14 protein-coding genes are annotated in these 12,463 nt (G+C 36.4%); 3 read left to right on the forward strand and 11 right to left on the reverse strand.

The features are described from left to right. Positions 1-426: 426 nt before the first annotated feature. The 10 genes from FY049_RS21220 to FY049_RS21265 form a co-directional block, all read right to left on the reverse strand. The gene (locus tag FY049_RS21220) at positions 427-1,356 is read right to left on the reverse strand and encodes a recombination directionality factor (RefSeq protein ID WP_446084323.1); all 930 of its coding nucleotides are present in this window, start codon (positions 1,354-1,356) and stop codon (positions 427-429) included. A 144-nt stretch (positions 1,357-1,500) separates the two neighbouring features. Then, complete coding sequence (locus tag FY049_RS21225) at positions 1,501-2,523, reverse strand: YqaJ viral recombinase family nuclease (protein WP_446084345.1); 1,023 nt, start codon at positions 2,521-2,523, stop codon at positions 1,501-1,503. A gap of 148 nt (positions 2,524-2,671) precedes the next feature. Next, the gene (locus tag FY049_RS21230; RefSeq protein ID WP_446084324.1) at positions 2,672-2,932 is read right to left on the reverse strand and encodes a hypothetical protein; all 261 of its coding nucleotides are present in this window, start codon (positions 2,930-2,932) and stop codon (positions 2,672-2,674) included. A gap of 242 nt (positions 2,933-3,174) precedes the next feature. Beyond that, positions 3,175-4,206 (reverse strand): DUF932 domain-containing protein, encoded by a 1,032-nt coding sequence (locus tag FY049_RS21235; protein WP_446084325.1) that lies wholly within the window; start codon positions 4,204-4,206, stop codon positions 3,175-3,177. A gap of 61 nt (positions 4,207-4,267) precedes the next feature. Continuing rightward, entirely contained in the window at positions 4,268-4,558 is a 291-nt protein-coding gene (locus tag FY049_RS21240) for a hypothetical protein (protein ID WP_446084326.1), read from the reverse strand. Positions 4,559-4,662: 104 nt separating this feature from the next. Beyond that, on the reverse strand, positions 4,663-4,995 hold the full coding sequence (locus tag FY049_RS21245) for a hypothetical protein (RefSeq protein WP_446084327.1): 333 nt from the start codon (positions 4,993-4,995) through the stop codon (positions 4,663-4,665). A 67-nt stretch (positions 4,996-5,062) separates the two neighbouring features. After that, on the reverse strand, positions 5,063-5,755 hold the full coding sequence (locus FY049_RS21250) for a hypothetical protein (protein WP_446084328.1): 693 nt from the start codon (positions 5,753-5,755) through the stop codon (positions 5,063-5,065). A 21-nt stretch (positions 5,756-5,776) separates the two neighbouring features. Further along, a complete protein-coding gene (locus FY049_RS21255) occupies positions 5,777-5,926 on the reverse strand; it encodes a hypothetical protein (RefSeq protein WP_446084329.1) in 150 nt (49 codons plus the stop codon). A gap of 12 nt (positions 5,927-5,938) precedes the next feature. Continuing rightward, a complete protein-coding gene (locus FY049_RS21260; RefSeq protein WP_446084330.1) occupies positions 5,939-6,196 on the reverse strand; it encodes a hypothetical protein in 258 nt (85 codons plus the stop codon). 645 nt (positions 6,197-6,841) lie between these two features. Further along, positions 6,842-7,594, reverse strand: coding sequence for a hypothetical protein (locus tag FY049_RS21265; RefSeq protein ID WP_446084331.1), 753 nt, complete (start codon positions 7,592-7,594; stop codon positions 6,842-6,844). Positions 7,595-8,436: 842 nt separating this feature from the next. Here FY049_RS21265 and FY049_RS21270 point away from each other — a divergent pair. Continuing rightward, positions 8,437-9,639 carry a hypothetical protein gene (locus tag FY049_RS21270; RefSeq protein WP_446084332.1) on the forward strand — a complete coding sequence of 401 codons (1,203 nt, stop codon included), beginning with the start codon at positions 8,437-8,439 and terminating at the stop codon, positions 9,637-9,639. A 169-nt stretch (positions 9,640-9,808) separates the two neighbouring features. Here the strand turns inward: FY049_RS21270 and FY049_RS21275 are convergent, their stop codons facing one another. Then, the gene (locus FY049_RS21275) at positions 9,809-10,141 is read right to left on the reverse strand and encodes a hypothetical protein (protein WP_446084333.1); all 333 of its coding nucleotides are present in this window, start codon (positions 10,139-10,141) and stop codon (positions 9,809-9,811) included. Positions 10,142-10,528: 387 nt separating this feature from the next. Here FY049_RS21275 and FY049_RS21280 point away from each other — a divergent pair, with 387 nt between their 5' ends. Next, positions 10,529-11,020, forward strand: a complete 492-nt coding sequence (locus tag FY049_RS21280; RefSeq protein ID WP_446084334.1) for a YfbU family protein — start codon at positions 10,529-10,531, stop codon at positions 11,018-11,020. 165 nt (positions 11,021-11,185) lie between these two features. Beyond that, complete coding sequence (locus FY049_RS21285; RefSeq protein ID WP_446084335.1) at positions 11,186-12,289, forward strand: hypothetical protein; 1,104 nt, start codon at positions 11,186-11,188, stop codon at positions 12,287-12,289. Positions 12,290-12,463 lie beyond the last annotated feature (174 nt).

The raw sequence follows: 12,463 nt of genomic DNA on the forward strand, positions 1-12,463 counted from the left end.
CTTATATTTATTTTTTGCAATTCACAAATAGTTTTAAACTAAGCAACTGATATGCAATAAATTTACCAAATTAAAACCTGTTTTAAATTATTTAATGGTATTTAAATCTTTTTTATTATTTAAACCACATAAATAATTGTATCTTTTTAGTCCGTTTAAAATGCAAAATGAACTTGTTTTGTGCATTTTATATTTAAAAAATTAGAAAGCTGATCTTTAAAAAAATACCTATGAATTGGAGAACATAGGTATATAAAAGGGATTAAAAAGATGCTCATGTTTTGGGGAAACCATGAGCACATAAAACTTGATATATTTAACAATAATTAAATATTAAGCAAAATTTATCACAATTACAACAGTTATTTTAAGTTTAATAAAAGAAGAATAATAAAGTACAGGAAAATCTTTAAATTATCCTTTAATTTAGTTTACAGACCTTACAGATTGCTGGAGCCCCTGCTGAATATCTTGAACAAGACCAATATTTTGATTCAATTTAGACTTTATCTTAACTTTTGAGTCTTTAGACTGTTGTTCAGCTTCACAATTTTCATCAGTATAAAACTCCTCGATTAAATTCAGACCCTCCTCAGAATTCACCTCAAACTTAGCATTGCCATAACCCTGTCGTGCTATTTGATCTAAAGCATGTTGATTAAATCCTGAAGCCTTGCTTTGTTGGTCAATTTCCTTAGCCGTTTGAATGGCTTGTTCAAGATTGACACCATCTCTTAAAGTTAAATCGACGTAATACACAGGTGTTCGATAGCTTTGTGTTGTCGACTTACCTCTCAGTGTGAGTTGCAATGGTAAGCATGAAAGTAAGCCATTCGATGCTGCATGGTAATAACTGAGTCTCGCTGCCAAAGTACGAATACTATTAAAGCCTGTAGTCCTAAAAATAAAAGTACCCAGTTCATCCGACTCATCCAAATTGACATGTAATCGGCCAAGAGGCTTACAGTTGCAGCCTTGCGCCAAAGGACATAAGTCAGGTGATGGGCATGGATGTTGTTTAATGCCTTGGTTGGTCTGCCTTTGACAAGTTTCACCATTTCCCACACAAACAAGTCGCCCTGTTTGTCGATCAAATAAGGTGTATTCCGCTCGAAAGTTAAGATCAGGGTTATTGAAGATCATTCGCACTGGAATGATTCTGAGTTTTTGATTGGGAACTTTGGCTCGGAGCTGTTCATCTAGTGGATGTTTCACCCATCCATCTTTACCTTGGATTTGGCTGGTAATGGTGAATTGATCATCCCGTTCAGGGAACCGCTTTCCATTCTTTTCGACGACTTTACCAATACTAATTCGTCCAAGTATCGGTGGTGTAATCGCTAAACCTTTAATCATGGTGTCGCCCTCTTCCATTTAAATGTGTTGTATTGCTATGCTTGGTTAAAATGAAATTTGCATAAAAAACCCATGCGTTTAGACATGGGATTGTTAGCTCAATTAGATGTTTGGTTTGTAAATTCAACCTAGGCTAATTTGGTTTTAATCATCATCTGTATAGATGTTAAAACGCCGTGATCCTTGTTTGTTTTGAGGGAATTGATTGAGATATTCAGGGTACTTTTTCAGTAAAGCCTTGCTATCTAAGCCAATTGAGTCTTTAGACTTCTTCCATGTCACTGAGCCTGTTTTAAAGGTCGCTCGTTCAGCTTGTTGCATTTTGGCTTGTAGTTGATGTTTAAGCTGGTCGAATGCCTCTTGACTGGTCTCAATTTGATGACGTGCTTGAATCAATTGTTCAAATTGTTGATTGGCTTGCATATCTTCGGATAAATCTGCGGTACAGAGTGGAATATGTTCAGGATAAAGCAGTTGTAAGGCTTTGGCTGCTGATTCACTCGCATCAGCATCAGGCGGGGTATCTTTTTCCACGCACTCCCAGAAGTGTCGTTCAGCATAGATGATGTGTTGGATCACTGATTCTGAACGAGTCACTTTAAAGATTCGTGTTTCATGCCCGCAGATCAATACACAAATATGTGCTGCTTTCTTGCCAGTGACTGCCAATTGATGTTGTACTTGGCACAAGACGTATAGAGGTACGCCATCTCGCCAAAGCTTGGCACCATGTTCTCCTGCTGTTTTACACTCCAATATCTGGACATCTGCATCACCCACTACCGAGTAATCTAAGTTGGCTAACATAAAGTGTTTATCAGGTTCAGGGTGTTGTAATACGGCATTGACCCGACGTACTTTATAATTGGTATGTATGCTGTAGTATTCAACGACTAAGGGTTCTAGCCGTTTACCCCAATAGAGCGGTGCATGTCCTTGGCTTTCGTCCTCAATGTTTTGTTGGATACGACCTCTCTTGATCATCCACAGTTCAAGCATCGACATATAGGGATTCAATCCACAAGCAGCTGCACAATCACTACTGCCAATGCCTTGTTTACGAACATTAAGCCATTCTGCCTGTGACATACTTTTAGTTTCGGCTAGACGTTTCGCAGACACTGTCTTCCTTGTTGTTACTAATGGAACAGATCGAGTAACGGCCATATCATGTTTAGCAGGTATTGTCTCGGAGATTATGTGATTCATGGATAATTCCTTATAAAAGGTTTAATTTGTGGCATAAAAAAACCACATCTGGAGATGTGGTTTTTTCAATAAAAACTTGTCTTATAGAAAAACTTTATTTATAAACTTAATGGCTAGATAGATTATTAATAAGTTCAGGAGTTAAAGTATTTAGGTGTCTTTCAAAACTCTCTGAGTCCATACCTAAAATTTTAAAGTGGGTTTCCTCTATCCCATTACTCTTGATGAGTTCAGGTTTTTCTATATAACGTCCGAATATACTAGGTAAACGCTTTATTAGTTCCTCAGCTAATTTACTATCAGTTACGCGCAACAAAAATTCTGTTTCAGAAATTTGTTGACTGATGAGGTTTTTAGAATACTGCATAGTGATTTTAGTTCCTGCTATCGCTCAGCTATTTACTTTATGATTGAGGAAAAATATCTTTTTTCAACCAAGAGTTGAAAATAATTTACATAAAAAATTAAATTATTTCAGATCAGAACTAAAATCTTTACGTAAAAAAGCCACATATGGTAATGTTGAGAAAGGTGTGACTGATGCAGGCATGGATTTACAGTATGCTTAGGCTAATGTATGAATGAACTCAAACTTGGATAAATGATTTTTTAAGCGACCATTCTCAGTGCTTGTTCCAATCCACGCTGTTTTAGCGCTGCACCTGCACCGAACCATGCTGAATCAAGTCGGTGGTCTTGACTCATGGCTCGACGTTCGTGGTCACAATGCTCTGTTATGGCGCAGAGTAAGCCATAGGCAGTATCCTTGGTTGAGGAGAGCTCTGCTCCCCGTCCATGCCCATTAAACATGGTCATGACTTTGGACATAGCACGCCCATTCGGTTCTGCTTTATTTGGTTTGGTTTGATTCACAACATTGCGATAAAATTGAATAATGCCTTCATCCTGTTCTATCTGGCTAAGACTAGTATTATTAAATACTGCATCAAAGTAAGCTGCCGCTTCTTGTTGAGAGACTTTACGTTGACTCAGCTGTTTCATTTGATACATGTGTTCATCCCATGCACGTACAGAAATACCCAATTGTTGTTTGATCTTGTCTGCATCGAACTTGGTGCTGTGAGGAACTTTCACCACACCTGCACTCGTGTTTTGCCCTTTCAGTGCAATGGCTAAGGTGTTATTACACACCACACGAATGGACGTAAATTGTGCTGTGGTGGCAAGCGTTCCATCACAAGCAGTTGCCAATAAAATATAGCCATTGCTGACATCCTTGCCTTTGAGTGTTGAAGTCTGTCCTGTTTTAGCCAATGCCCAGAATTTCTTTCCACCTTTCAACACCCCAGCAGTTTCTAGTTCAAAGCCTGATTGCTCAGTCAAGTCTTTGTAGAAATTTAAAATTTCTATAGGTTGAACTTCCTGATAACGCTGGCTGACCACGGATAGCGGTGCATGGGTATCTGAGCGGTACAGAACACGTTGTTCTTCATAGGGCATGATAATACTTTGCCCTCGCTCGTTCTGAGCCATATAGCTGACATTCGAGCTTTCGATCTGCCATTCCATGCCTGCCTGTTGTGCCCAGACTTCAAGCGGTTGATTTGGGCTGAGTTGATTGCCTAGGCCATGCCAAGGGGTTTGGCCAACATAAGCCATTTGTTCAAGTTGATGGGCCATAAGGTTTTCCTTCTTATTGATCTGAATTAATTGAGTAAAATACTGATGAATTTATTTAGGATCATTCAGCTTGTTGAATTTCAAAATGTTCCTGACATTGCTCACACTGGTAATGCAAGGTAATGAGATTCTCTTGCTGTTGGATGTAGAGTAGAAATACCCCTCCTACCGTTAGGCCGATAAAACCACCAACCATTGGATTAATCCCCAGCCGTTTAGAGATTTGCATACCAACGCTAGCGAGTGACATCGGTGAGCAGGATGAGAAAGTGAACTTAGTTTTGGGTTGTGTTTGTTGACTTCGCCGTAGTAATTGCACATGTGGTGAATGGCAATAAGGGCATTGCTGCATGGTGTTTTTCCTTGATTAAATATTGAGATATAGACATAAAAAAACCACGAGCATCGGCTCGTGGTTTTTAGTATTGATTCGGTTTAAATTTAAACTGGTACAGTTTATCTATTTACTTTAGGTACCGCTAAACCTGATCTACTTTTACAGGGACCGATGCTTTGGATATATTGCCCATCCCCAGTATCTTTAAAAAAACCATGTTTAGACTGAATTTCTAAGCATTGGCCTTTTTTATAAGGCTTGATTTGTTTTGCAACTGCTGCTGGAAGTGCATAACGATTGAGGAACACTTCACCCTTTGTGGTTGGAAAAATGACTGCTTCCTCACCAAACCCCACATCTTTTTTTAAGATGATTTGTTCTGTCTTCGCCATCACTGCTGTTGAAATCAATAAACCGAATAAACCACAGCTGATTATTCTGATATTTTTCATTGCAATATTCCTGTTTTAAATGGGTATAAAATTCATTTGAAATTAAAATTATGAAAAGGCATTTTGTTTAAAAACAAGGTTTGTAGCCTTCGCTTAAAACTTGGTTGTTACTCTTGTTCCATTGCACCACATACCAAGTACATTGATAACGATCTGAGTCCCATGCGGCACGATAAGTAATGCTGTTGCCCTGCTGACTCCAGCCTTCAACTCGCTTCGCCACCTGATCTGGGCTAGATCGCCCCCAAACATCGATGAGATGTGACGCTAACATCTGGTCAATACTTGAAACGGTTGCATTTAGATCGGCAGGTGCAGTTTTGATTGGCTTTAAGCCGTACTTTGAAGCATTTGAACTTAAGGTTTTTCCGTCATGGTATTCAGGATCAATTTGCATGGTTAAATGCTCAGTCGCTGAGCTTTGTGAGGCTTTCGCTGCTTCAACTGCAGCTATGGCGCCTGCAACGCCATCATCATTGACTGTTAAGTTGGCAGTTTGCTTTTCCAGATCTATGCTTAAACCTTGAATCCCAGAAAGTCCTTCTTCACTTTCTGTCGGTTCAGATGGAGCTTGAGCTACATCAGCAGTTTGGGCTTTTTGCGCTTTAACTTGCTCTACAGCCAGCTGTGCTAACTGAAGCTCTGCTTTACGTTGCAAATGTTGGTTAAACAGATAGGCGCCAATCATCACTAAAACTAAAATAACGCTGATGATTTTCCAGTAGGGCTTTGTCGCAATTGCTTGAGTTGTATTTTTCATTGTTATGCTTCTTGATAAGTTTTAAGAAAATAACCATTCTAAAAAAGTAAAAGGCCATACAAAGGCTCGTCCTAAGAGATAAGCTTTGGAATAGCCAGCAGGTAATGTCCATATCAATTTGAACCAGTAACCCATCATAATCAGCAGATAAGTGATCAATAGATTTCTCATCTTTAGCCCCTCCTAGTTCAATTCAGACATACAGGCTAAACCTGCTTTCTGTACTTTATCTTCCCAATCTTCAGGAAACTGCATGGGGTTCTTGATCTGTTTAAGTCGTTCTTCTCCGTAGTGTTTCTCTACCTCGTTATAGCTACATGAACAGAAACTACGATTGCCACCAAAGCTGCGACAACCATCTTTAAATTCTGATTCAAATGCGCTGCTACAGGCGGTCAACAATACGCAGCCTGACAATGAAAAAATGAGTTTTAATTTCATTCTATCCTCTCGTAATGACTTATGTTTTTAATGCCAGCGCTTAAAGCGTTATGGCTTCACTGAGGTAATGTGTATTTGAAATTTCTTTATTTGAGATCAGGTTTAATTAATCATTTTGTTTTAATAAAGCGCAGACATGACTTATTCTGGGCAGTACCCATGCTTATGATTAAAATTGATCGTCATCAAGTTTCAGTTGAATCAGCAAAAGGAAGCTATATCCTGAATTTCAATTCAGGCAGGTATTGAGAAGAAAAAATGGAATTAGAAATAGTACGCATGGCGGACTCCTATATGCATTAGGTATCTACCAATCACTGCTAAATGATGGTGGCAGAACGAAAGGGGGTTAGCAGACTGGGCATATAGAACCAGCACGCACAAGGCGTCCCCCTCCCGTCCTACCGCAACGAGAAGAGGACTTAAGGGTTTCACACAAAACTGTTTCTCAGAGGAAACTGATCTGATGTGCTATACGCGCGGTCTGCTAAAACCGACTGGCAAATGTAGGCCAGCACTGAAAGGATAATGTGCAATATTTAAGGTGTCAATGATCTATCGATTAAGCCATAAAGTGATTGTTATAGTTTTTAATAGATTAATTAATCTTATTCAATTTTATACTTCATTTGAACAAGGGATATTTCACTTGATATTTACCCCAAAACCACCAGAAGCATCTCTCAATGCGAAAATATAAACATCAATTAGGTCAGAATATTGTCGCCCATATTTATCATGGTAAATAATTCTTAAATTGATATCTTGTTGAAATTCGGTTTTTAAAAGTTCAAGTCGCTCTCCTATAAATTCAATTTCAAGCCTAGTTTCCTGCTTTGCTACCAACTCATAAAGCGCTATATTAAAATCATCAAAGTCCGAGTCCAACTCTTCAATAGTTATATGCTTTGCCACCTCTCCCCTATTTTCAATGATAATCTTAATATCTGCGACCTCATGAGGATCCATATCGATAATATAACCATCATCGCCGTATTCAGGAAAATCCTTCACCGTTAGGTTAAAAGGATAACTATAAAAAGTTAAATGAGGCCTTGCTTCAAAATGTTTAATTTCTAATTCTTGCTGTGTGACATTGAGTAACTTTCTTTGCTCTTCAACATTATTCGCTAATTCTTGAGTCTGTAGATTTAATGCATCTGTGCTTGCTTTTAACTCTTGGCTTTGCATTTGCAAAGCTTTAGTGTTTTGAAAGTAACCTAAAATCAAAAATAAAAAGGCCAATGGGGAAAATACGCCTGCTAAGAAATCACCAACTTCATTAGCAGATAAAGACCTTACCTTCACTAACGTAATACCAAAGAATTTATATAAAATGAAAAAATAGAAAACTGTGAATAGAATAAATATCCAGTAATGGCTTTTTGAGAGAGGCATGGAAATTTTCCTAACTGTTTTTTAGTGCTTCCAAGTAAAAATTATATTCAACGTTTTATATAAAGACTCTTAACGAATGTTTAATTTTGAGTTCAATAAGATGGATTTACTATACCAATTTCACCGTTTGTACTTTGCACATATTTATCTACAATTACGTTTTAAAACATCTATTTAAACCTAAGAGTGTACAACCTTCAAGGTCTATTTTCAGATTCACGAATAACTTAAAACGACTGTCGACATGCATTTAATTTGTAATGAGATGGGGATGTCTTCTAGATATAAAATATCGATTTAATTCTTCGTTGCTTTAACTTCATAAGAAGACTAATTCAGTTATTTTTTACGGTACTGACATATCATACGAGATAAAAATTACCGAGTCCAGTTCGTTAGAAAAAGAGCTTTGTGATCTGCTTAAGTCCGTATATCGGGCTCATCCAAATACGCTCGTATTTACGAGAAGGTTAAAATTGCCGTATAGAAGTAGGCAAAACATGAACGGAGTTTAGGTTTTAAATTATTTATATATTCAATATAACTAACCTATGAAACCAACAATCTAGTTATTTAGTCAATAGATACAATCTAGTATTTCAGATGAAATATATATCCAAGATATATTTCATCCATAAATAAACACACATATTCAGAGTTTTAGCTCTCCCCAACCTAGCAGAACTGTGATGCAAAAACTATGTCATGAGATCGATAGCTCAATCAACTCCTCAATTAATTCTTGAATGCTCACTGAGGGCACTGCTCAAAACAGTGTCCCAAGATGAGCTTTGTCTAATTTACGCAAATAAACCATCCAATTTTCCATTAGGTATATATCTATGAACCACTGCATTACTAAACCGAACTTGGCATCCACTGCTGGGCAATGGTCCTTAGACGACCTAAAAGCACTCCAGCTACTTGATCAGATTCAAGAGGATCATTCTTGCTATGAGGTAAATAACAATGAAGGTGACGTAGTTGAGTTTCGATTACCTTCCAATCCTGAGACCCAATGTTTTATTGACGGCTTACAGTTAGGGATTCATTGTCTTCAGCAGCGTCCTTTAGCTTCCTTACGAACTATGAAAGGGATTCTGGGTAATAAGAAACTATCCATTCAATATGCAAAAGACCTTCCAATTCAATTAATCTCAGCATTGCCTTCAATCTTTTCCATGCCTCTGTCTGGCACCTATACTGTGAGTGTAGAATTAGAAACCATCCATTCTGTCATTCAAGGATTATCAGATGTGGAGAGATTCATTTTAGGCACATTCTCTTCAAATAGAATTTATAGCAATGAACAGGTACAAGCCTACGTTACAGCTTTGAATCGATTCCAGTCCCTTCTGAATGATAAAATGAAAAGTGCTAAAGTTCGTAAACGATTACATAACCGGAAATATAAAAGATTAAAAACTAAAGAGAAAATGGTAAATCTTGTGCATGCCCTACTCCATGTTCATTCGAAAATACTGGTTGTCAGAGTAGACCTTGGCATTATGCGATCCCCCGAAAGCTTAATAAACAATCATATTTCATCTGAACAATGGAAATCTGAACAGGATAGCCAATTCATTCTAGATTCACTTGAGCGACTCAATGAGAATGCTAGGCACAATCGAATGAAGCATGCGCTGGGTTATATCCATCGCATTGAATACGGACCTCAGAAAGGTTTCCATGTACACGCTTATTACTTTTTTGATGGACAGAATCATCAGGAAGACATTAGCTGGGGACAATACATTGCCAAACAATGGAAGCAAGTGACCAATAACCAAGGTTCTGTATTCATCTGTAATATGAAGAAAGAGGATTACCACTACTGCGCTTTAGGAGTGTTGGATTACTCTGACGTAGATATGCTAAATAACCTTGAGCAGAGTTTTGATTATCTCTGCAAGAATGATCAGTACTTTCAATTTACGACTCAGAAACGCCTTCGTGGATTCCGTATCAGTAAAACTCTAGATGTTCCTGAAGTCAAAATGGGATGCCCACGGAAGTATGACCAGTCGCATTTACGGATGAGTTAAACAGCTCAGTAATTTTTAAAATTATCTATATTCTAAGTCGACTTGGTTATTTATACGTCCACTTATTAAACCTTGGGTATAAATAGCCCAAGGTGTTTTCAGGTAAAAAACAGGTCGTATATAAATGAAAATACAGTTAAATTCTTATTATTTAATTTTATAAAACACACTATTCATCGCAATCCAGTAAATGATTGGCTCTTATATATTCATCAATCAATTTAAGAAGCTCGATTCTTTTTTTTCCTTTTAGAACCTTATTTTTCCCAATAAAAAATATATCAACCCAACCTAATCTTAAGTGATGTTCATTTTTGGGAAACTCTAGAATGATAGGAAATATCAAGTGATCACCTGAAAATACAACAATGTAATTTTTGTCAGGAACATTAGGAGTAATAGTAACATCAAAGTTGATATCACTATAAGCCTCTTCAAGATGAGGTAATATTTTTCCAGCTTGGATCTCAAAAAAGCGTTTTAAAAATTGACAATTATTCATGAAGACCCTTTTTTCGTAATGGTTACGAATTGCTGTATCAAAGAATGTTTTTTTACCGAGATTGTATTTTCTAGCTCTTCGCATTTTTGAGCAGTTGTTTATAATTTTCGAAGGTAGATAATTACATATTCAATCCATTAATTGGTCACATCAATCAGAACCACCATAAACCAAATCAATTATTTAAAATAATTCATTAAGTTACTCAAAGCTCATTTATAACGTTAACCCTCAATCTAACTATAATAACAATGTCTATTAAAATTTTTCAATAAAGCCTCTACCCAACCTATCCTCAAGTTAAAAAATTTTATGCTTCAGCCCTTGAAATAGTTAAAAATAAAACAATCTATTTATTACTAATACCCTTAAAAGAGCAACAAACATATGCAATTTGATCTAACTGATAAAGAACGTTTATTTTTATCTAACCAATATGAAATCTTGGGCACCCTTAAAAATGAAGAACACTATCTACTTTTAGCAGAACAACTAAGGGATGGACATAAATGGCTATACCAAGAAAGTTTTAATTCCCTTTGTGAAAACATTCCAGATGAAGATGTTGAATTAGTCCTCAATATTCTTCGAGTTTTTGAAGTTTTAAAAGATAGCTACAATGCTTTAAATAACAAATCAGGAATTTCAATTCAAGATGTTAGTTTTGCTGGTTTTGATGGCAATCATGAACCAGAATTCATTGGATTTGTAGATGCTCTTAACAAAGCTCACCGTTTCTCTTCTACCATTGAGGCTGGCGTACTTAACTCACATACTCCTAAAGCAGATAGATACCGAATTATGATTCAGAAGTGGCATGAGTTAGATAAATCTAATAGATTAACAAAAGATCAAATTTTATATATCTTAAGCCGATAAAAAGACTCTTCAAGTAAAGCCCTAGCAAGGCTTTACTTGAAGACTTTGGATATATCACTTACGAAATGTTCTTTAAAAGTGTTATGTAAATTTTGCATTTTTAATGGCTATTCGCAATTATCATTTACTGTATTATTTATTCTACTTTTTCGAGCTTTCAAACCAATGAATAACAATGATATAGACTATGCCAGAAATGAAATGCTTTTTATAATGGGATTTCCCTCTGACCATCAACAAGATAATGCCTGTAATGAGCAAATTCCTTATATCATTGAACAATTGGGCATTTATGAAAGATATATTCTCGACCGTTATAACCACCAAAAGCGTCACTATGCAGATCCAATCTCTATAGATCCTAATCACATCACCAGTAATGTAAATTATGAAGCACTCAAATATGAATATTTATACGATAAGAATCAGCAAACTCATGTCATTACTCCTTATGATGACTATTTATATCTTAGAGATGAACTAGTAAAAAATCCTTTTGAAATTGGTAAGATGCCAGAAGAGCTCCTTTTATCTTATTTATTTTGTTTATGTAAAGATACCCGTGAGATTTTATGGAATGGCGACATCCAAGCCAGCTTATCTCAAATAGAAAAAATTGAAAAAGCAAACAAATTACTTCAAGGCCTTTTCAAAAACTCATCATACCTTTTATTCTCACCTAGTGATTGTGATATAACCAATTATGAGATGATGTATTTCTATCCTTTAGGTCAACAAGCAAGATACGTGGCGGATCCTGACTTTGGTGAAGACATGATTGAATTATTCAACAAAAATAAATCTAGCCAACTCAGTGAATGGCATTGCACTTTATTTATTAAGGTAATTAAAGAGATAAGCCTCAAAAATAATAAAAAATGGAAATCGCCCCATGCAATTGTTACAGATCCAATAGTGAAAAAACAGTTTCATGAAATTATGAAAAAACAGCCCCAGCAAAATTTAGCTTATGCTTTAGCTGGGCGTCGTGACTATAAACAGCTATATTCACAAGCCAAGGACAGACTTGAAAAAGAATTAAAAAAGAATGCTTGGTTAAATTCTTATGCTTCCAATACAGAGCGCCGTTCTCATGCTCAGGAAAGACTAAAACACTTGGACATGCTAATTGCGGAGCAAGAAACACTAGAAAAGAACTTTAAACATGATAAGTATACTTTTATAAATAGAAATTCATACGCACTAGATGTAATGACCAATTGGATCAAAAATGATGAAGCCCTTCTCGAAGAAATTATTGAAGGATAAGTAATATATTCCCCTATCCCATTCCTAGACTCATCCCCTTCAAATGAAACGTTATCTAAACAGCACTCTAACCAAAGAGTGCTGTTTAGTATTTTTACTCAATACGTAAATTTCAGCCTCAAAAATACTTAATATTTCAATTTCCCCTAGCTCAAAAAACTAGTTTTTGCACAA

Source organism: Acinetobacter sp. 1125_18A (assembly GCF_052824985.1).

What these genes read in the sequence shown, in the direction of transcription:
- FY049_RS21245 (WP_446084327.1), bottom strand. Translation starts at nt 4,995, where the DNA reads ATGAAAAATATCAGAATAATCAGCTGTGGTTTATTCGGTTTATTGATT.
- FY049_RS21285 (WP_446084335.1), top strand. Translation starts at nt 11,186, where the DNA reads ATGAATAACAATGATATAGACTATGCCAGAAATGAAATGCTTTTTATA.
- FY049_RS21260 (WP_446084330.1), bottom strand. Translation starts at nt 6,196, where the DNA reads ATGAAATTAAAACTCATTTTTTCATTGTCAGGCTGCGTATTGTTGACC.
- FY049_RS21240 (WP_446084326.1), bottom strand. Translation starts at nt 4,558, where the DNA reads ATGCAGCAATGCCCTTATTGCCATTCACCACATGTGCAATTACTACGG.
- FY049_RS21270 (WP_446084332.1), top strand. Translation starts at nt 8,437, where the DNA reads ATGAACCACTGCATTACTAAACCGAACTTGGCATCCACTGCTGGGCAA.
- FY049_RS21255 (WP_446084329.1), bottom strand. Translation starts at nt 5,926, where the DNA reads ATGAGAAATCTATTGATCACTTATCTGCTGATTATGATGGGTTACTGG.
- FY049_RS21280 (WP_446084334.1), top strand. Translation starts at nt 10,529, where the DNA reads ATGCAATTTGATCTAACTGATAAAGAACGTTTATTTTTATCTAACCAA.
- FY049_RS21225 (WP_446084345.1), bottom strand. Translation starts at nt 2,523, where the DNA reads ATGGCCGTTACTCGATCTGTTCCATTAGTAACAACAAGGAAGACAGTG.
- FY049_RS21230 (WP_446084324.1), bottom strand. Translation starts at nt 2,932, where the DNA reads ATGCAGTATTCTAAAAACCTCATCAGTCAACAAATTTCTGAAACAGAA.
- FY049_RS21275 (WP_446084333.1), bottom strand. Translation starts at nt 10,141, where the DNA reads ATGAATAATTGTCAATTTTTAAAACGCTTTTTTGAGATCCAAGCTGGA.
- FY049_RS21235 (WP_446084325.1), bottom strand. Translation starts at nt 4,206, where the DNA reads ATGGCCCATCAACTTGAACAAATGGCTTATGTTGGCCAAACCCCTTGG.
- FY049_RS21250 (WP_446084328.1), bottom strand. Translation starts at nt 5,755, where the DNA reads ATGAAAAATACAACTCAAGCAATTGCGACAAAGCCCTACTGGAAAATC.
- FY049_RS21265 (WP_446084331.1), bottom strand. Translation starts at nt 7,594, where the DNA reads ATGCCTCTCTCAAAAAGCCATTACTGGATATTTATTCTATTCACAGTT.
- FY049_RS21220 (WP_446084323.1), bottom strand. Translation starts at nt 1,356, where the DNA reads ATGATTAAAGGTTTAGCGATTACACCACCGATACTTGGACGAATTAGT.